An 18678-nucleotide genomic window follows, 5' to 3' on the forward strand; every position below is an offset into this window, starting at 1 on the left:
CCCGGCTAACCTCCTAGCCATCAACGTTTCCCGGCAGGAGTACAAGAACCATGGCGAACGCACCGGTCCAACGCATGTCCCAGTTGATGGCGAAGACGCTGCGTGACGACCCGGCGGACGCCGAGGTCCTCAGCCACAAGCTCCTCGTCCGCGCCGGCTACGTCCGCCGCACGGCCGCCGGCATCTGGTCCTGGCTGCCGCTCGGCCTGAAGGTGCTCTCCAACATCGAGCGCGTCGTCCGCGAGGAGATGGACGCGATCGGCGCCCAGGAGGTGCTGCTCCCGGCCCTGCTGCCCCGCGAGCCCTACGAGGCGACCGGCCGCTGGGACGAGTACGGCGCCGAGCTGTTCCGCCTCCAGGACCGCAAGGGCGGCGACTACCTCCTCGGCCCCACCCACGAGGAGATCTTCACCCTCCTGGTGAAGGACCAGGCGTCCTCGTACAAGGACCTGCCGGTCATCCTGTACCAGATCCAGAGCAAGTACCGGGACGAGGCCCGTCCGCGCGCCGGCATCCTGCGCGGCCGTGAGTTCCTGATGAAGGACTCCTACTCCTTCGACCTGGACGACGACGGCCTCGCCCGGTCCTACGCCCTGCACCGCCAGGCCTACCAGCGCATCTTCGAGCGCCTCGGCCTCGACTACCGCATCGTCGCCGCCACCGCCGGCGCCATGGGCGGCTCGAAGTCGGAGGAGTTCCTGGCCCCCGCCGAGGCCGGCGAGGACACCTTCGCCGACTGCCCGAACTGCGACTTCGCGGCGAACACCGAGGCGATCACGTACACGCTGAAGCCGGTCGACGCCACCGACGTGCCCGCGCTGGAGGAGATCCCCACCCCGGACACCCCGACCATCGAGACCCTCGCCGCGTACCTCGGCGTCCAGGCCTCCGACACCCTGAAGAACCTCCTGGTGAAGGTCGACGGGGAGATCGTGGCCATCGGTGTCCCGGGCGACCGCGAGGTCGACATGGGCAAGGTCGAGGAGCACTTCGCCCCGGCCACCGTCGAGCTGGTCACCGAGACCGACTTCGCCGGCCGCCCCGACCTGGTCCGCGGCTACGTCGGCCCGCAGGGCCTCGGCGAGAAGGTGAAGTACCTCGCCGACCCGCGCGTGGCCCCCGGCACCTCCTGGATCACCGGCGCCAACAAGGCCGGCACGCACGCCAAGAACGTCGTGGCGGACCGTGACTTCACCGTCGACGAGTACGTCGATGTCGTCGTCGTCCTGGAAGGCGACCCCTGCCCGAAGTGCGGCACCGGCCTCAAGCTGGACCGCGCCATCGAGATCGGTCACATCTTCCAGCTCGGCCGCAAGTACGCCGACGCGCTCAAGCTCGACGTGCTCGGCCAGAACGGCAAGCCGGTCCGCGTCACCATGGGCTCCTACGGCATCGGCGTCTCCCGTGCCGTCGCCGCCCTCGCCGAGCAGACCGCCGACGAGCACGGCCTGGTCTGGTCCCGCGAGGTCGCCCCGGCCGACGTGCACGTGGTCGCCGCCGGCAAGGCCCTGCAGACCGAACTCGCCCTGGACGTCTCCGAGAAGCTGCGCGCGGCCGGCCTGCGCGTCCTGGTCGACGACCGCGCCGGGGTCTCCCCGGGCGTGAAGTTCACCGACGCCGAGCTCATCGGCGTCCCGCAGATCCTGGTCGCGGGCCGCCGCTCCGCCGAGGGCGTCCTGGAGCTCAAGGACCGCAAGACGGGCGAGCGCGAGGAGCTGACGGTCGACGAGGCGATCGCCCGCCTGACCGCCAGCTGACCCCAACTCCCGTAGCGAGGGCCGCCGGTGACCACCGGCGGCCCTCGCGTCTTTTCAGGAACCTCTCAGACGGTTCTTCCGATCCGTATGGGCACCTCACAGACTTCTCTCAGGCCGATACCCGAACGTAATGCGTGACAGACAGTCACGCAGGAGGGGATCGGTCATGACCGAGAGAGAGCAGCGGGGGGCGGCCGCGGCCGTCCGCAGGGGAACCAGGCGTACGGCGGCCCTGGCGGCGGCGGTCGTACTCGCCGCGTCGGCCGGGGTGTTCGCCCTGGTCGGCACGATGCAGTCGGACGCCGAGACGACGGCGAGCAGCGGCAGCGGCACGACGACGAGCAGCAGCACCGCCGAAAGCAACTCCGGCTCCAGCAAGGACAGTTCCTCGACATCGACCTCGTCCTCGACCTCGTCGTCCTCTTCATCGTCTTCATCGTCTTCGTCTTCTTCGTCCTCGGACCTCCAGTCCTCCTCCGACGGTCTGACCTCCGGCAGCGGCTCCACCGACTCCACCTCGGGGGCGTCATGACCACCCGCGCCCTGCGGACGACGGCCGCCGCCGAGTGGCGCGCCCTCGGCACCACCGTCCGCCTGGTCGTCACCGACCCGGCCCTGCTGGACTCCTGCAACCTGCTGCTCGCCCGGCAGCTCGCCGAAGTGGACGCGGCGTGCAGCCGGTTCCGCGGCGACTCCGAACTGGCCGCCCTCGACACCACCCACGGCCGCCCGGTGCGGGTCAGCCCGCTGCTCGCCGAGGCCCTCGCGGTCGCCCTGCGGGCGGCCGAGGCCACGGACGGCGCGGTGGACCCGACCGTCGGCTCGGCGATGGAGGCGATCGGCTACGACCGCGACTTCACCCTCGTCCGCGAGGACGACCGCCCGGTCTCCCTGCGCGTGCGCCGCGCCCCGGGCTGGCGCCTGGTCACCCTGGACGAGGAGACGGGCACGGTCACCGTCCCCGAGGGCGTCCGCCTCGACCTGGGCGCCACCGCAAAGGCCTGGGCCGCCGACCGGGCGGCGCGGACGCTGGCGCGGACCGCCGGCTGCGGGGTGCTGGTGAGCCTTGGCGGTGACACGGCCGTCGCGGGCGAACCCCCGGCGGGCGGCTGGCAGATCCGCGTCCAGGACATCACCGGACCGGTCGACGAACAGCCCGCGCAGGGGTCGTACGACACCGTCGGCCTGCGCTCGGGAGGCCTCGCCACCTCCGGTACCACCGCCCGCCGCTGGCAGCGCGGCGGCCACGACCTGCACCACATCGTCGACCCGCGCACCGGCCTGCCGGTCCGCTCCCCGTGGCGTACGGTCTCGGTGGCCGCCGCGAGCTGCGCCGACGCCAACGCGGCGACCACGGCCGCCCTGGTCAAGGGCGCGGGCGCGGAACGCTGGCTGACCCGCCTGGGCCTGCCCGCCCGGCTGGTCACCCACCGGGGCACCGTCGTCACCACGCCGGGCTGGCCCGTCTCCGCCCCGGCGCTGGAGGCGGCGGCATGACCTCCGAGACCCTCTGGTACGCCAACCGGGCCACCGGCGCCGTCTGCCTGGTCCTCTTCACCGTGGTCGTGCTGCTCGGCATCGCCGTCCGGCTCCGCGGCCGCCTCCCCGGCCTGCCGCGCTTCGGCACCATGAGCCTGCACCGCACGCTCTCCCTCTCCGCCACCGCCTTCCTGGCCCTGCACATCACCACGGCGGTCGTCGACGGCTACGTCAGCATCAGCCCCCTCGACGCCCTCGTCCCCTTCGTCTCCGACTACCAGCCGCTCTGGCTCGGCCTCGGCACGGTCGCCTTCGACCTGATGCTCGCGGTCCTGGTCACCAGCCTGCTCCGGGACCGCCTGGGCCACCGCGCCTGGCGGGCCGTGCACTGGCTGGCGTACGCCTCCTGGCCGGTCGCCCTCGTCCACGGCATCGGCATCGGCACGGACGCCGGCACCGACTGGATGACCTGGCTGACCGTGGCCTGCGTGGCGACGGTGATCACCGCCTTCGCGCTGCGCACCGCGCACGCCGTCCGGGCCGCCCGCCGGACCCCCGCCGCCCTCCTGCACACCGAAGGGGCCCACTGATGACCACGCTCTTCACGGATGTCTACATGTCCCCGCGCCTGCTCGCCCCCGGCGGCACCCCGGCCGACCTCGCCACCCACGAGCAGCGCTACGGCCCGCTCGCGCACGGCGACCCGGCCGCCCTGCTCCGCACCCTCGCCGAATCCGGCCTCACCGGACGCGGCGGGGCCGGCTTCCCCGCGTACCGGAAGTTCGTCGCGGTCGCCGACGCGGCCCGCCGCACCGAGCGCGCACCGGTCGTCGTCGCGAACGGCGCGGAGAGCGAGCCGGCCAGCCACAAGGACAAGACCCTGCTCCGGCTCTCACCCCACCTGGTGCTGGACGGCCTCCAGCTGGCCGCCGAAGCGACCGGCGCGGCGGAGGCGTACCTCGCCGTCGAGGACGGCGCCTCCTACCTGGAGTCGGCCCTCGCCCAGCGCCGCGACCCGGTCCGCGTCCACGTCGTACGGCTGCCCGCCCGCTTCCTCTCCGGCCAGGCCTCGGCCCTGGTCCAGTACCTCTCCGGCGGCGCGGCCCGCCCCACCCACCCGACCCCACCGGTCCGCGAACGCGGGGTGCGCCGCGCCCCCACCCTCGTCCAGAACGTCGAGACCCTGGCCCACCTGGCCCTGATCGCCCGCTACGGCGCGGAGTGGTTCCGCACGGCGGGCACCCCCGGCGAACCCGGCAGCGTCCTGTGCACCCTGCACGTCCCCGGCCGCGAAGTCCGCGTCGTCGAGGCCCCGTTCGGCATGCCGGTGGGCCGCCTGCTCCCGCTGGAGGGTGCCTCCGCGGCCCTGATCGGCGGCTACCACGGCACCTGGATCCCGGCCGCGGAGGCGGCACAGGTCCCGCTCTCCGCCGCCCACCTGGGCGCGGGCGTCCTGGCCGCGCTCCCCACCGACCGCTGCGGCCTGGCGGAAACCGCCCGCGTCCTGCGCTACCTGGCCCTGCAGTCCGCGGGCCAGTGCGGCCCCTGCCTCAACGGCCTCCCGCGCATGGCCGCGGCCTTCCAGACCCTCGCGACCCCCGGTCCCCAGGGCACCGCCCGCACCGACATCTCCCGCTGGGCGGGCCTGGTGGCCGGCCGAGGCGCCTGCCACCACCCCGACGGCACGATCCGCCTCGTCCGCAGCGCCCTCACCACCTTCACCACGGAACTCGACGCCCACGCCAACGGCTTCTGCACCGCCACCGACCACACCCCCCTGCTGCCCGTACCCACCGAAAGCATCTGATATGGACCAGCACATCGACATTGACTGGACCTCCTGCCAGGGCCACGGCCTGTGCGCCGAACTCCTCCCCGAGCACATCACCCTGGACGAATGGGGCTACCCGATGACGGACGGCCGCCCCATCCCACCCCGAACGAGGAGGCGAGCCCGCAGAGCAGCGGCTGACTGTCCCGTCCTGGCCTTGAAACTGAGGGAGGAGTAAGCGCCCCGTCAGGGGCGCGGGGCTGTATTCGATATGCGGCTACCGCCGCGTGGGCGCGACCAGCCCCCACCGAACCCGCACCCGAAAACCGTCAAACCCACCCGGCGAATTCAAGCAACAGCTCCGCATCCCTCGGCCGCCCCACGCGAAGCGCCCGCACCCCCGACTCCACCGCCCGGAACAGCGTCCACCCCCGCAACCGCTCCTGATCCACCTCCAGCGACTCCGCGAGCCGCTTGATCCGCCGCCGAGTGATCGACGCCCCCGACGGCGAGGCGATCAGATCCTCCACCCGGTCCCGCACCAGCCGCGCCAGATCGAACGCGCACTCCCCGACCACCGGATCCGGCCCCACCGCCAGCCACGGCATCCGCTCCCCGGCCAGCACCTTGCTCTGCCGGAACGTGCCGTGCAGCAGCCGCCGCTCCGGCGGCGCGGCCAGCAGCTCCTCCCGGGCCGCCAGCGCCGCGTCGACCAGCGGCGCCTCCTCCGGGTCGGCCGTGGCCCGCAGCACGGCCGCCTGCCGCCCGGTGCGCTCTTCCACGGTCTCGAAGGGGTGATCCGCCGGCGGTTCCACCCACAGCCGCCGCAGCGTCCCCGCCGCCTCCAGCAACGCCTTCGCCTCGGGCAGCGACCGCACCGACACCTCCGGATGCAGCCGCTCCAGGAGCAGCACCCCCGCGGCCCCGTCGGCCTCCAGCAACTGCACCGCACCGAGCCCGCCCCAGTGCGCCAGCGCGGCCGCCTCGCCCTCCGGCCGGGCCCGCCTGGGCGCCAGTTTCAGCACGGCCGGCGTCCCGTCCGGCCGTCTTACCAGCAGGACGAGGCTGCTGCGCCCGCCCGGGACCTGGACCCGTTCCACGGTCAACTCGCGTAGCGCGACGGCCTGTTCCGCCGCACCCGGCAGCTTCTCCAGCCACTCGTCACCGTCCGGCGCCGTCTCACCGAGCGCCCTCACCAGGCGCCGCGGCGGTTCGAAAGCCATACGCGAGCCGTTCCCTTCCTGCTTCAAGTCCTGTCCTGAGCCGTGCTCCAGGTTCCGCCCTAGGGAGTCGCCGAAGCCGAAGCCGAAGCCGAAGCCGAAGCCGACGGCGAGGCGGAACCACCGGCCTCGCCCAAGGGCGCGCCCCGCTCGGCGAGCCCAGGGAAGGCTACGCTCTCCCCGCGCCAGCGCACCGCCCGCACCGCGGCCTCCCGCAGCGCCCCGGCCGCCGACCCGCGCCGCGCGCCCGAGGACGCCCGGACCAGGTCGGAGTACACGTCGGCCACCCGGTCCTCCAGTTCGGCGGCGAGCCGTACGGCCGTCGCCGAGTCCGTCACGGCGAACGGCAGCGCGTACGCCGCGCTCGCGGCGACGGGCTCACCGCCCAGGTCCCGCACCGCACGGGCGAGCGCGTCCCGGCCGGCCCGGTGCGCGTCGTACGCCGAGCGCGCCTCGGCCAGCCGCCCCGCGCCGATCCGGCCGCCGACGACGCCGTACCCGTACACCGCCGCGTGCTCCGCCGACAGCGCGGCCTGCACCGCCGTCAGCTCGCCGGCCTTGGCCTGGTCGCTCACTGGTCCCCCCTCGTCAGCAGGTACGCGTGCCCGGCACCGGCCGCGGCCACCCCGGCCAGCAGCCGCGCCAGCTCGCCCGGCACCTCCAGCAGCGTCTTGGCCCGCTGGTCGGCGAGGCTCCGCTCGGCGGTGGCCAGCGAGGCGAGCGCGGACTTCTCGTCGGCGGGCACCTCCGGCGCGGAGGCCGACGGCGAACCCGTCGCCGTGGTCCCCGCACTCGCCGTACTCCCACCGGCTGTCTTTTCCTTCGCCGCGCCCTCCCGGAACGCGGCCGCGTGCGCCGCGACCTCCGCCCGCAGCGGCCGCAGCCGCTCCGCGAGCGTCGGATGGGAGGCGAGGACGGCGTCGTAGCTCCGGAGCAGCCCCTCGCTGTCCCGGGCCGCACGCGCGCGTGCCCGCGCCGAGAGCGACGGGCTGCCGGCGCTGCTCGCGGAGCCGGGGTTCGAGTCGGTGGAGCAGCCCGCCAGCACGGCGGCCGAGGCCGCCGAAACGATCAGGCTCCTTCTGCGTACTCCCCAGGGGGTACGCGAGGGCGGGGGGAACGACACGGCAGACGTCCTCGGGGGGCTCGTACGAACACACGGGCGGGAGGGCGGCCCGCCGTGATCACGTTACCCGCGCATCCCGCCGACCCGCGTCACCGGCTCGACGTACCGCGGGCGCCCGGGCTCCGGGGCGCTCCGGCCCCGCCGCCGGCGGCACATGTGGACGGCAACACACCCTGCGACCCGATACCCTTTGACCAGACGCGCGACCCATCCCACAACAGCACACGCGGCCGAGGAGTCACCCGGATGAGCACCACCCAGAGCGAGAGGCTGCGAGAGCTCCTGGAACCGCTCGTCGTCTCCCAGGGACTGGATCTCGAAGAGATCGCCGTGGACTCCGTCGGACGCAAGCGGGTGCTGCGTGTGGTCGTCGACTCCGACACCGGGGCGGACCTGGACCAGATCGCCGATGTGAGCCGTGAGCTCTCGGCGAAGCTCGACGAGACGGACGCGATGGGCCAGGGGGAGTACACCCTCGAGGTCGGCACCCCCGGCGCGGAGCGCCTCCTGAGCGAGCACCGGCACTACGCGCGCGCCGTGGACCGCCTGGTGAGGTTCCAGCTGGCCGAGGGCGGCGAACTGGTCGCCAGGATCCTGGACGTCGACGACGAGGGCCTCGATCTCGAGGTACCCGGAGTCAAGGGCCGCAAGGCCACCGCCCGCAGGCTCGGCTTCGCCGAGATCGACCGGGCGCGGGTGCAGGTCGAGTTCAACCGCAAGGACAAGAAGGACATGAAGGAAGAGGAGGAGGCGTAGCCGTGGACATCGACATGAGCGCCCTGCGGGGCTTGGTTCGGGAGAAGGAGATCTCCTTCGACCTGCTGGTCGAGGCGATCGAGTCGGCCCTCCTCATCGCCTACCACCGCACCGAGGGAAGCCGCCGCCACGCGCGCGTGGTGCTCGACCGGAACACCGGGCACGTGACCGTGTGGGCGAAGGAGGATCCCGAGGACCTGGAGGAGGGGCAGGAGGCGCGCGAGTTCGACGACACCCCGTCGGGCTTCGGGCGGATCGCCGCCACCACCGCCAAGCAGGTGATCCTGCAGCGACTGCGCGACGCCGAGGACGACGCCACGCTCGGCGAGTACGCCGGCCGCGAGGGCGACATCGTCACCGGTGTGGTCCAGCAGGGCCGCGACCCGAAGAACGTGCTCGTGGACATCGGCAAGCTGGAGGCCATCCTGCCGGTGCAGGAGCAGGTGCCCGGCGAGACGTACCAGCACGGTCTGCGGCTGCGGTCGTACGTCGTCCGGGTGGCGAAGGGCGTCCGCGGGCCCTCCGTCACGCTCTCCCGTACGCACCCGAACCTGGTGAAGAAGCTCTTCGCGCTGGAGGTGCCGGAGATCGCCGACGGATCCGTCGAGATCGCCGCCATCGCCCGCGAGGCCGGTCACCGGACGAAGATCGCGGTCCGCTCCACCCGTTCGGGCCTGAACGCCAAGGGCGCCTGTATCGGCCCGATGGGCGGCCGGGTCCGCAACGTGATGGGCGAGCTGAACGGCGAGAAGATCGACATCGTCGACTGGTCGGACGACCCGGCCGAGATGGTGGCGAACGCGCTGTCCCCGGCCCGGGTCTCCAAGGTCGAGGTCGTGGACCTGGCGTCCCGGTCGGCCCGGGTGACCGTGCCGGACTACCAGCTGTCGCTGGCGATCGGCAAAGAGGGACAGAATGCCCGGCTCGCCGCCCGGCTAACCGGCTGGCGGATCGACATCCGCCCGGATACCGAACAGGTGTCCGAGTAGATCATCGGGCGGGTGACGCCCACCCCGGTCCGGGGTTCACCCGGACGGGGGGAATAGTTCCCAGCCGCAGGTGGCTTGGATTACGACAACGGCCGTTCGATCTTTGCCCCGAAGGGGTGAGGTCGGTACGGGGAGGTAGACTTAGCGGTGTCTGGCCGGACGCGTGCCCGCGCATGCCCTGAGCGCACCTGTGTGGGGTGCAGGCAGCGAGCGGCCAAGACCGAACTGCTGCGGATCGTGGTGGTCGAGGACGAATGCGTCCCCGATCCTCGCGGTACGCTGCCCGGCCGGGGTGCATATGTACACCCCGCCCAGGTCTGTCTGGACCAGGCGGTACGCCGCCGGGCACTCCCGAGGGCGCTCCGCGTCCCGGGTCCGCTCGACGTAAAGGCGTTGCGCCGGTACGTCGAGCAGTAACACCGTAAGAAGCGTCGTCCGGAACGTCCGTGCGGCTCTGGTACCCCGCGAGTTGGAAGTAGGTCGAGATTGCGATGAGCACTCGATGAGCACGCGATGAGTACGCCCATGAAGTAGCGACGGTCCGGACACACCCGGACCTAAAAGGAGCGAAGTGGCTAAGGTCCGGGTATACGAACTCGCCAAGGAGTTCGGGGTTGAGAGCAAGGTCGTCATGGCCAAGCTCCAGGAACTCGGTGAATTCGTCCGTTCGGCGTCCTCGACGATCGAGGCGCCCGTTGTACGCAAGCTGACCGACGCCCTCCAGGGCGGCGGCAGCGGCAAGTCTGCCCCGCGCAAGTCTGCCCCCAAGCCCGGCGCGCCCTCTCCGGCGCAGTCGGCCCGTCCGGGTGCCCCGAAGCCGGGTGCACCGCGTCCGGCCGCCCCGCAGCCCCCGGCCGCGCCCGCGGCTCCGGCGGCCCCCGCGGCTCCGGCCCCGGTCACCCCCGCGCCGGCCGCCTCCGGCCCGCGTCCGGTTCCGGGCCCCAAGCCCGCCCCGCGCCCGGCTCCGGCCGCGCCCGAGTTCACCGCCCCGCCGGCCCCTCCGGCCGCCGCGGCGCCGAGCCCGGCCGCCGCACAGGGCCCGCGTCCCGGTTCCGCCGGTCCGCGTCAGGGTCAGGGGCACGGCCAGGGCCAGGGCCAGGGTGCCCCGCGTCCCGGCGGTCGTCCCGCCCCCGGTCAGGGCCAGGCCCGTCCGGGTCAGGGTGCCCCGCGCCCCGGTGGCCAGGGCCAGCGTCCGGGCGGTGCCCGTCCGGCCGGTCCGCGTCCCGGTAACAACCCCTTCACGTCCGGTGGCTCCACCGGCATGGCCCGTCCGCAGGCCCCGCGCCCGCAGGGCGGTCCGCGCCCGGGTGGCCCCGGTGCCCCCGGTGGCGGTCCCCGTCCGCAGGCGCCCGGCGCCCAGGGCGGCGGTCCGCGTCCGCAGGCTCCCGGCGGTTCCCGTCCGAGCCCGTCCGGCATGCCCCGTCCGCAGGGCGGTCCGCGTCCCGGTGGCGGCTCCGCGGGTCCGCGTCCGAACCCCGGCATGATGCCGCAGCGTCCCGCTGCCGGCCCGCGTCCCGGCCCCGGTGGCGGCGGTCGCGGTCCCGGCGGTGCGGGTCGTCCCGGCGGCGGCGCCGGTCGTCCCGGTGGCGGTGGCGGCTTCGCCGGCCGTCCCGGCGGCGGTGGCGGCGGTGCCCGTCCCGGTGGCGGTGGCGGCTTCGCCGGCCGTCCCGGTGGCGCCCCCGGCGGCGGTGGCGGCGGCTTCGGCGGCGGTCCCGGTGGCGGTGGCGGCGGCGGTCGTCCCGGCTTCGGCGGTCGTCCCGGCGGTCCCGGTGGCCGTGGTGGCACGCAGGGCGCCTTCGGCCGTCCCGGCGGTCCGGCGCGTCGCGGTCGCAAGTCGAAGCGGCAGCGTCGCCAGGAGTACGAGGCCATGCAGGCCCCGAGCGTCGGCGGCGTGATGCTGCCGCGCGGCAACGGCGAGACCATCCGTCTCTCCCGCGGCGCGTCGCTCACCGACTTCGCCGAGAAGATCAACGCCAACCCGGCGTCGCTCGTCGCGGTCATGATGAACCTCGGCGAGATGGTCACGGCCACGCAGTCCGTCTCCGACGAGACGCTCCAGCTCCTCGCCGGCGAGATGAACTACCAGGTTCAGATCGTCAGCCCGGAGGAGGAGGACCGCGAGCTGCTCGAGTCCTTCGACATCGAGTTCGGCGAGGACGAGGGCGACGAGGACGACCTGGTGGTCCGTCCCCCGGTCGTCACCGTCATGGGTCACGTCGACCACGGTAAGACCCGACTGCTCGACGCCATCCGCAAGACGAACGTCATCGCGGGCGAGGCCGGCGGCATCACCCAGCACATCGGTGCCTACCAGGTCTCCACCGAGGTCAACGACGAAGAGCGCAAGATCACCTTCATCGACACCCCGGGTCACGAGGCGTTCACCGCCATGCGTGCCCGTGGTGCGAAGTCGACCGACATCGCGATCCTGGTCGTCGCGGCCAACGACGGCGTCATGCCGCAGACGGTCGAGGCGCTCAACCACGCCAAGGCGGCCGACGTCCCGATCGTCGTCGCGGTCAACAAGATCGACGTCGAGGGTGCCGACCCGACCAAGGTGCGCGGTCAGCTGACCGAGTACGGCCTGGTGGCCGAGGAGTACGGCGGCGACACCATGTTCGTCGACATCTCCGCCAAGCAGGGTCTGCACATCGACTCGCTGCTGGAGGCCGTGGTCCTCACCGCGGACGCCTCGCTCGACCTGCGGGCCAACCCGCACCAGGACGCGCAGGGCATCTCCATCGAGTCCCGTCTCGACCGCGGCCGCGGTGCCGTGGCGACGGTCCTCGTCCAGCGAGGCACCCTGCGGGTCGGCGACACGATGGTCGTGGGCGACGCCTACGGTCGCGTCCGCGCCATGCTCGACGACAACGGCAACAACGTCGCCGAGGCCGGCCCCTCCACGCCGGTGCAGGTCCTGGGTCTCACCAACGTCCCGGGTGCCGGCGACAACTTCCTCGTGGTCGAGGAGGACCGTACGGCCCGCCAGATCGCGGAGAAGCGTGCGGCGCGCGAGCGCAACGCGGCCTTCGCGAAGCGCACGCGCCGCGTGTCCCTGGAGGACCTGGACAAGGTGCTCAAGGCCGGCGAGATCCAGCAGCTCAACCTCATCATCAAGGGTGACGCTTCTGGTTCCGTCGAGGCCCTGGAGTCCTCCCTGCTCCAGCTGGACGTCGGCGAAGAGGTCGACATCCGCGTCCTGCACCGCGGCGTCGGTGCGGTCACGGAGTCCGACATCGACCTGGCGATGGGCTCCGACGCCATCGTGATCGGCTTCAACGTCCGCGCGGCCGGCCGCGCGGCGCAGATGGCCGAGCGCGAGGGTGTGGACGTCCGGTACTACTCGGTCATCTACCAGGCGATCGAGGAGATCGAGGCGGCCCTGAAGGGCATGCTGAAGCCGGAGTACGAGGAGGTCGAGCTCGGCACGGCGGAGATCCGCGAGGTCTTCAAGTCGTCCAAGCTGGGCAACATCGCCGGTGTCCTCATCCGCTCGGGCGAGGTCAAGCGCAACACGAAGGCCCGCCTCGTCCGCGACGGCAAGGTCATCGCGGAGAACCTCAACATCGAGGGCCTGCGCCGCTTCAAGGACGACGTCACCGAGATCCGCGAAGGCTACGAGGGCGGTATCAACCTCGGAAACTTCAACGACATCAAGATCGACGACGTCATCGCGACGTACGAGATGCGCGAGAAGCCGCGGGTGTAACACCCACGGTTGGTGCCGGCCGACGGGAGTCCGCTTCCGTCGGCCGGCACTTTTCCCTGGGTCCGGGGCTCAGCCCCGGGACCTGCGCCGCAGCCCAGGGTGCGGTAAAACCCCGTCGAGCCACGGGCCCGGACGGGGTACCGTCGTCGCAGGGCCATCGATCCCGAGCCGGCGGGTTAACCGGTTACACACATGTACGTGGGGACCCTGTCCTTCGACCTCCTCCTCGGCGACATCCACTCGCTGAAGGAGAAGCGCTCCGTCGTCCGCCCGATCGTCGCCGAACTCCAGCGGAAGTACGCCGTGAGTGCCGCCGAGGTGGACCACCTGGACCTTCACCGCAGGGCCGGTATCGGCCTCGCCATGGTCTCCGGAGACGCCGCGCACCTGACCGACGTACTCGACCGGTGCGAACGGCTGGTCGCCGGCCGCCCCGAGGTGGAACTGCTGTCCGTGCGACGGCGTTTCCACGGCGACGACGACTAGACCTGAGACTTGAGAACGACAAGAAGAAAGAACGGGAGACGGACCAGTGGCCGACAACGCGCGGGCTAAGAGGCTGGCGGACCTCATCCGAGAGGTGGTGGCCCAGAAGCTGCAGCGCGGGATCAAGGACCCGCGGCTCGGCACCCACGTCACCATCACGGACACCCGGGTCACGGGTGACCTCAGGGAGGCGACCGTCTTCTACACGGTGTACGGCGACGAGGAGGAGCGGAAGGCGGCCGCCGCCGGTCTGGAGAGCGCCAAGGGCATTCTCCGGTCCGAGGTCGGCCGCGCCGCCGGCGTGAAGTTCACGCCGACCCTCGCCTTCGTCGCGGACGCCCTCCCGGACACCGCCCGGAACATCGAGGACCTCCTCGACCGGGCGCGCCAGTCCGACGCGGCGGTCCGCGAGGCCTCCGCGGGCGCCGACTACGCCGGGGACGCCGACCCGTACAGGAAGCCGGGCGAAGAGACGGCCGACGAGACGGACGACGCCACCGAATGACCAGCAAGCCCACCCCGCCCGACGGCCTTGTCATCGTCGACAAGCCGTCGGGCTTCACCTCGCACGACGTCGTCGCCAAGATGCGGGGCATCGCCCGCACCCGCCGCGTCGGGCACGCCGGCACCCTCGACCCCATGGCCACGGGCGTCCTCGTCCTCGGCATCGAGCGGGCGACCAAGCTCCTCGGGCACCTCGCCCTCACGGAGAAGGAGTACCTGGGGACGATCCGCCTCGGGCAGAACACCGTCACGGACGACGCCGAGGGCGAGATCACCTCGTCCACCGACGCCTCCAAGGTCACCCGCGAGGCCGTCGACGCCGGCATCGCCAAGCTGACCGGCGCCATCATGCAGGTGCCGTCCAAGGTCAGCGCCATCAAGATCGACGGTGTCCGGTCGTACAAGCGCGCCCGGGACGGCGAGGACTTCGACATCCCGGCCCGCCCGGTGACCGTCTCCTCCTTCGCCGTCTACGACATCCGGGACGCCGTCGCCGAGGACGGCACCCCCGTTCTGGACCTGGTCGTCTCGGTGGTCTGCTCCTCCGGCACCTACATCCGCGCCCTCGCCCGCGACCTCGGCGCCGGCCTTGGCGTCGGCGGGCACCTCACCGCGCTGCGCCGGACGCGTGTCGGACCGTACAAGCTGGATTCCGCGCGCACCCTCGACCAGCTCCAGCAGGAGCTGACCGTGATGCCGATCGCCGAGGCCGCCGGGGCCGCCTTCCGGCGCTGGGACGTCGACGCCAAGCGGGCCAGGCTGCTGCTCAACGGCGTACGCCTGGAGATGCCCGAGGAGTACGCGGACGCCGGTTCCGTCGCCGTGTTCGACCCCGAGGGCCGCTTCCTCGCGCTCGTCGAGGAGCAGAAGGGCAAGGCCAAGAGCCTCGCCGTCTTCGGCTGAACCACCCGGTGTGCCCGTGGAGCGGCGACCACGGGGTCTGGCGCCGCCGCCGCTCCACGGTCCCCCCTCGGTTCCCCCACCCCTAGGGTGTATCCACCCGCCCCGGGCTATTCACCCGACCGAGCAGGCGCTCGGAGTGAACCGGGGGAGCGGAGGGGGGCGCGTTCACCGCCCGCTCTGTCCCGCTGATCATTTCGCGCCTACGGTCGAAGACGAGGCACGGGTGTACGGGCGGGGAGGTTCGATCATGGCGGTACGCGGCCCGCGGACCGGGAGCGGTCGCCGGACGGCGGACGGTCCGCGGGAGGCACGGCAGGACCCGGGCCAGGACCTGGGCACGGGGCCGGACGAGCGGCTGGTCCGGGTCCGCGACCTCGCCGGGCGCCCGCGCGGCACCGGCTTCCTGGCCGACCACCACGGCACGCTCATCACCAGCCACGAGGCCGTCGACGGCCTCGCCCGGATCGTGCTGCACGCGGCCGACGGCCGCACCTGCGTGGTCGCCTCGGACGCGGTCACCCCGCTGCCCGCGCACGACCTCGCCCTGATCCGCACCGAGGGCCTCGGCGTGGACCCGCTCCCGATCACCGTGCGGGAGCGCATCCCCGCCGGCACCTACGTCCGCATCGCCGCCGACCGCTGGCGCGAGGCCCGGGTGCTGGCCGCGACCCAGGTGACCTATACCGCCACCGACCGCTTCCACCTCCTCGACGACGCCCTGGAGTTGGCGATCGGCACGGCGGGCCGTGACGCCCTGCGCCTGGGCGGCGGAGCGGCCGGCGGCCCGGTCCTGGACGCCGAGACCGGAGCCGTCCTCGCCGTCCTCGGCACAGCCCTCCAGTCCGGCCAGCGCGACGTCGGCTTCGCGGTCCCCCTCCACCACCCCGACACCACCCCCCTCACCGACCTCCTCACCCGCAACGCCGCGACCGTCCCGGCCTACGGCCCCGATCTCAACCTCGCGGGCGTCCTGGAACTGACGGCAACCTCGGTGGGCCAGGACGGCCCTCCGGGCACCTTGGACGGCTACGTGGGCCGCACAGCCCCTCGCATGTCAACGCCCCGCACCGGAGCGCCCCAAAGGGGCGCGGGGAACTGCGCGACCAGCCCCCACTCACCCGCAGCCCCCCACTCACCTTCCACACCACTCTCTGCGGAATACACCGACCCCGTGCAGCCTGTGGAACGAGCGGCCATCTCAAGGGAGCTGTCGGCCTTCGCCGAAGGCACCCGCACCACACGCGCCACGGGCACCGTCCTCGCCCTGGTCGGCTCCCCCGGCACCGGCCGCACCACAGAACTCGCCGCCCTCGCCGCCCGCCGCAACCGCGAAGCGACCCCCACCCTCTGGCTCCGCGGCGCCGACCTCAAGGACGCCGACGACTCCGTGGCCGACGCGGCCCGCCGCTCCCTGGAGCGCGCCGTACGCATCGTCGCCGCCTCCCGCTCCCAGCTCCCCGGCGACCTGGGCGACCTCACCGTCGAACGGCTGGCCCGCCTCTCCGCCCGCGCCGGCCACCCGCTCCTCCTCCTGCTGGACGGCCCCGAGGAGATGCCCCCGGTCCTCGCCCACCGGCTGCCGGCCTGGACCGCGGGCACCGCGGAGTGGCTGCGCGACACCGGCGCCCGTCTCCTGCTGGCCTGCCGCGAGGAGTACTGGGAGCGTGCCGGCACCGAGTTCCCGCCCGACCTGCTGCACCAGGGCACCGGTGAACCCTCCTGCGTCCGGCTCACCGACCTCACCCCCGACGAGGCCCGAACCGCCCGCGCCCGCTACGGCATCCCCGACGGCCTCCTCACCGACCGCGACGCCCGGCACCCGCTCGCCCTGCGCCTGCTCGCCGAGGTCCGCGCCGCCCTCCCGGGCGCCGACACCCCGGCCGACGGACCGCTCGACCGGCACGACGTCTTCGCCGCCCACCTCGACCTGATGTGCCTGCGCATCGCGGTCCGGCTGGCGGCCGAGAACGGCCTGCGCGGTACGGCCGTACGACGGCTCGCCGCCCGCGTCTCCGGCCAGGTGCACGAGGCCGCCCGGCGCAGCCTCGGCCCGGGCCAGGGCGAGCTGGACCGCGAGTCGTTCGAAACGGTGTTCCCCTGGGGCCCCGTCCCGGCCCACCTCGGCGCCGGCTCCGGCTGGGCATCCGCCGTGCTCACCGAGGGCCTGCTGGTGCCCGCCGGCGGCGGCTACCGCTTCGCCCACGAGGAGTTCGCCGACTGGATCCAGGGCATGCACCTGGACCTCGACGAGGCCCTGCACGCCCTCGTCCACCGCCCGCGCACCCCCCAGGGCGCCCACCCGCTGCCCGTCCCGCACCACCGGGTCGGCCCGGTCGTGCAGGCACTGCTGCTCCTCGACCGCGAGTACGGCCCGTCCCGACTCGCGCCACGCCTGGACGAGTTGGCACACGCCCTGGACCTGGACCCCGGCTCCTGGTGGGCCGCGCGACTGCTCGCCCAGACCCTGCTGCGACTGCCCGACGCCATGCCGTACACCGGGGTGCTGCGGCTGCTCGCCGACCGGATCGTGGGCCGGCGGCGCAGCGCGCCCGCCGAGTTCGGACCGGACTTCTGGACCGCGCTCGCCCTCCCCGACGCCGAACGCTTCGACCTGCTGCGGCGGCTGGTGCTCGCGGACGAGCCGCTGCCGGAGACCGCGGGCGTCGGACGCTTCGGCGCCCGGCCGGTGGCCGAGGACACCCAGGGCCGCGGGGAGCCGTGCCACCCGGACACCCAGGATCGCGGGGAGCCGCGCTACCTGGACGCCGTCGCCCGGCTGCTCGCCGCCGACCCCGCCGCCGTACAGCCGTATCTCACCCGGTGGTTCGACGACGAGCGGCCGCTGCCCGCGATGCCGCACGCCACCGTGGCGACCGCGGCCCAGGCGCTGCTGCACACCCATCGGCGCCGGGCGCTGGACGACCTGACCGAGGTGCTGGTGGACGCGGCACACCGGCGCGGCGACGAACTGCTCGGCGTCCTCGCAGAGGACGAGCCGTCGGCGCTCTGCCGGGCCGTCGACCGCTGGGCGCACGACGAACGCCCGGCCCGCCGGGTGGCCGCCGTCGCCCACGGACTGCGCGCCGCCCCGCACGTCCGCAGCGAGCCCGACCGCGAACTCCTCCGCTACGCGGCGCTCGCCCTGCTCGCCCGCCCCGCGGACTGCACCCTGCACGGCGGCGCCCTCGCCCTCCTGGTCCGCGACCCGCGCACCCGCGCCCGCCATCTCCCGCAGGCGCTACGGCACTTCACCGCCGGCGACCTCCAACTCACGCCCGCCGCCCTGGTTCCCGCCCTGGCCAGCCACCCCGACGAGGTCCTGGAGGCCTTCCGCGTCCGGCTGCGCGGACCGGACGCCGGACCCGTGCTGCGCACCCTCGCCGAGGTCATCGTGCCCGCGCACGCCCGGCGGGTCACCGAGATCGTCCTGGAGGCCGCCGAACTGCGGCCGGAGCTCGCCGGGCAGGTGGCCGGGTTCGTCGAGCGGCGCCTCGGCCGCGGCGCCGAGGCCCGCACCGTCCTGCTGCCGCTGGTCACCGGGCTGCTCGACGACGGCCCCGAGCCGGTGCGGGCCGCCCTCGCGACCGTGCTCGGCGCGGCCGGCCCCGCCACCTCGCGCCCACTGCGCCGGGAGCTGCTGGAGTTCCTGCTCGCGCGTGAGCGGGACCCGGGCGTCCTGGACGCGCTGCTGCACGCGGCCGCCGCCCAGCGCGGGGAGGACGGCGACCAGAAGCGGGAGCTGGTCCGGCGCACCGGGCTGCTGCTGGTCCGCACCCCGGACGGCGCGACCCGGTTCGATCGCGGACTGGTCGACCTCGGCCGGCACGTGCCCGGATTCGCCGCACTGATGGCCCGCTGGCTCACCGACACCCCGGACGAATGGGCCGCGGTGGTCGGCCCCAGCACCCGTCGGATGCTGGGCAATCTGGCGGGCGTCCGGGTCCCCGCGTGACCGCCGACACGTGCGCCCGGTCACAGCGA

At 73.6% G+C, this 18678-nt stretch carries 17 protein-coding genes; 13 read left to right on the forward strand and 4 right to left on the reverse strand.

Features of this window, described 5'->3' with window-relative positions; all coding sequences use genetic code 11:
* The first annotated feature begins 50 nt into the window (after positions 1 to 50).
* Positions 51 to 1757 (forward strand): proline--tRNA ligase, encoded by a 1707-nt coding sequence (locus ACIPSJ_RS15805; protein WP_401346151.1) that lies wholly within the window; start codon positions 51 to 53, stop codon positions 1755 to 1757.
* 96 nt (positions 1758 to 1853) lie between these two features.
* On the opposite strand, the gene ACIPSJ_RS15810 is transcribed toward ACIPSJ_RS15805, so the two are convergent.
* Positions 1854 to 2264: a hypothetical protein gene (locus ACIPSJ_RS15810; RefSeq protein WP_401346154.1), complete on the reverse strand. Its 411-nt coding sequence runs from the start codon at positions 2262 to 2264 to the stop codon at positions 1854 to 1856.
* A gap of 21 nt (positions 2265 to 2285) precedes the next feature.
* On the opposite strand from ACIPSJ_RS15810, the gene ACIPSJ_RS15815 reads away from it, so the two are divergent.
* The 4 genes from ACIPSJ_RS15815 to ACIPSJ_RS15830 are packed head-to-tail and all read left to right on the forward strand — an operon-like array spanning position 2286 to position 5245.
* On the forward strand, positions 2286 to 3254 hold the full coding sequence (locus ACIPSJ_RS15815; RefSeq protein WP_401346157.1) for an FAD:protein FMN transferase: 969 nt from the start codon (positions 2286 to 2288) through the stop codon (positions 3252 to 3254).
* Positions 3251 to 3826 carry a ferric reductase-like transmembrane domain-containing protein gene (locus ACIPSJ_RS15820; RefSeq protein WP_365691335.1) on the forward strand — a complete coding sequence of 192 codons (576 nt, stop codon included), beginning with the start codon at positions 3251 to 3253 and terminating at the stop codon, positions 3824 to 3826. The genes ACIPSJ_RS15815 and ACIPSJ_RS15820 overlap by 4 nt, the downstream gene beginning before the upstream one ends.
* Complete coding sequence (locus ACIPSJ_RS15825; RefSeq protein WP_401346160.1) at positions 3826 to 5043, forward strand: NADH-ubiquinone oxidoreductase-F iron-sulfur binding region domain-containing protein; 1218 nt, start codon at positions 3826 to 3828, stop codon at positions 5041 to 5043. Before ACIPSJ_RS15820 ends, ACIPSJ_RS15825 begins: the two co-directional genes overlap by 1 nt.
* A 1-nt stretch (position 5044) precedes the next feature.
* On the forward strand, positions 5045 to 5245 hold the full coding sequence (locus ACIPSJ_RS15830) for a ferredoxin (protein ID WP_359216137.1): 201 nt from the start codon (positions 5045 to 5047) through the stop codon (positions 5243 to 5245).
* 91 nt (positions 5246 to 5336) lie between these two features.
* On the opposite strand, the gene ACIPSJ_RS15835 is transcribed toward ACIPSJ_RS15830, so the two are convergent.
* From ACIPSJ_RS15835 to ACIPSJ_RS15845, 3 genes are read right to left on the reverse strand one after another with little or no spacing between them, the layout of a single operon-like run.
* Positions 5337 to 6230: an aminoglycoside phosphotransferase family protein gene (locus ACIPSJ_RS15835; protein ID WP_401346162.1), complete on the reverse strand. Its 894-nt coding sequence runs from the start codon at positions 6228 to 6230 to the stop codon at positions 5337 to 5339.
* 59 nt (positions 6231 to 6289) lie between these two features.
* On the reverse strand, positions 6290 to 6802 hold the full coding sequence (locus ACIPSJ_RS15840) for a ferritin-like domain-containing protein (protein WP_401346165.1): 513 nt from the start codon (positions 6800 to 6802) through the stop codon (positions 6290 to 6292).
* Positions 6799 to 7350, reverse strand: coding sequence for a hypothetical protein (locus ACIPSJ_RS15845; RefSeq protein ID WP_401346166.1), 552 nt, complete (start codon positions 7348 to 7350; stop codon positions 6799 to 6801). Before ACIPSJ_RS15845 ends, ACIPSJ_RS15840 begins: the two co-directional genes overlap by 4 nt.
* A gap of 246 nt (positions 7351 to 7596) precedes the next feature.
* Between ACIPSJ_RS15845 and rimP the strand changes: the two genes are divergently transcribed.
* From rimP to ACIPSJ_RS15885, 8 genes are all read left to right on the forward strand, one after another.
* On the forward strand, positions 7597 to 8106 hold the full coding sequence (gene rimP, locus ACIPSJ_RS15850) for a ribosome maturation factor RimP (RefSeq protein WP_355720745.1): 510 nt from the start codon (positions 7597 to 7599) through the stop codon (positions 8104 to 8106).
* A 2-nt stretch (positions 8107 to 8108) separates the two neighbouring features.
* On the forward strand, positions 8109 to 9095 hold the full coding sequence (gene nusA, locus ACIPSJ_RS15855) for a transcription termination factor NusA (protein WP_355720742.1): 987 nt from the start codon (positions 8109 to 8111) through the stop codon (positions 9093 to 9095).
* Positions 9096 to 9242: 147 nt separating this feature from the next.
* On the forward strand, positions 9243 to 9512 hold the full coding sequence (locus tag ACIPSJ_RS15860) for a YlxR family protein (protein WP_359216149.1): 270 nt from the start codon (positions 9243 to 9245) through the stop codon (positions 9510 to 9512).
* Positions 9513 to 9666: 154 nt separating this feature from the next.
* A complete protein-coding gene (infB, locus tag ACIPSJ_RS15865; protein WP_401346170.1) occupies positions 9667 to 12804 on the forward strand; it encodes a translation initiation factor IF-2 in 3138 nt (1045 codons plus the stop codon).
* A gap of 192 nt (positions 12805 to 12996) precedes the next feature.
* Positions 12997 to 13290, forward strand: coding sequence for a DUF503 domain-containing protein (locus tag ACIPSJ_RS15870; protein WP_046732584.1), 294 nt, complete (start codon positions 12997 to 12999; stop codon positions 13288 to 13290).
* A 46-nt stretch (positions 13291 to 13336) separates the two neighbouring features.
* Positions 13337 to 13795: a 30S ribosome-binding factor RbfA gene (gene rbfA, locus ACIPSJ_RS15875; protein WP_359216155.1), complete on the forward strand. Its 459-nt coding sequence runs from the start codon at positions 13337 to 13339 to the stop codon at positions 13793 to 13795.
* Positions 13792 to 14697 carry a tRNA pseudouridine(55) synthase TruB gene (truB, locus tag ACIPSJ_RS15880; protein WP_401346174.1) on the forward strand — a complete coding sequence of 302 codons (906 nt, stop codon included), beginning with the start codon at positions 13792 to 13794 and terminating at the stop codon, positions 14695 to 14697. Before rbfA ends, truB begins: the two co-directional genes overlap by 4 nt.
* A 247-nt stretch (positions 14698 to 14944) precedes the next feature.
* Positions 14945 to 18649, forward strand: coding sequence for a trypsin-like peptidase domain-containing protein (locus ACIPSJ_RS15885; protein ID WP_401346176.1), 3705 nt, complete (start codon positions 14945 to 14947; stop codon positions 18647 to 18649).
* Positions 18650 to 18678: the final 29 nt, after the last annotated feature.

Origin of the sequence: Streptomyces sp. NPDC090088 (assembly GCF_044747345.1) — a bacterium.
Lineage (GTDB): Bacteria > Actinomycetota > Actinomycetes > Streptomycetales > Streptomycetaceae > Streptomyces.

Bases quoted from the DNA above. Each gene is read 5' to 3' on its own strand.
- ACIPSJ_RS15830 (WP_359216137.1), top strand. From the start codon at position 5,045: ATGGACCAGCACATCGACATTGACTGGACCTCCTGCCAGGGCCACGGC.
- ACIPSJ_RS15825 (WP_401346160.1), top strand. From the start codon at position 3,826: ATGACCACGCTCTTCACGGATGTCTACATGTCCCCGCGCCTGCTCGCC.
- ACIPSJ_RS15885 (WP_401346176.1), top strand. From the start codon at position 14,945: ATGGCGGTACGCGGCCCGCGGACCGGGAGCGGTCGCCGGACGGCGGAC.
- ACIPSJ_RS15815 (WP_401346157.1), top strand. From the start codon at position 2,286: ATGACCACCCGCGCCCTGCGGACGACGGCCGCCGCCGAGTGGCGCGCC.
- ACIPSJ_RS15820 (WP_365691335.1), top strand. From the start codon at position 3,251: ATGACCTCCGAGACCCTCTGGTACGCCAACCGGGCCACCGGCGCCGTC.
- rimP (WP_355720745.1), top strand. From the start codon at position 7,597: ATGAGCACCACCCAGAGCGAGAGGCTGCGAGAGCTCCTGGAACCGCTC.
- truB (WP_401346174.1), top strand. From the start codon at position 13,792: ATGACCAGCAAGCCCACCCCGCCCGACGGCCTTGTCATCGTCGACAAG.
- ACIPSJ_RS15870 (WP_046732584.1), top strand. From the start codon at position 12,997: ATGTACGTGGGGACCCTGTCCTTCGACCTCCTCCTCGGCGACATCCAC.
- ACIPSJ_RS15805 (WP_401346151.1), top strand. From the start codon at position 51: ATGGCGAACGCACCGGTCCAACGCATGTCCCAGTTGATGGCGAAGACG.
- ACIPSJ_RS15835 (WP_401346162.1), bottom strand. From the start codon at position 6,230: ATGGCTTTCGAACCGCCGCGGCGCCTGGTGAGGGCGCTCGGTGAGACG.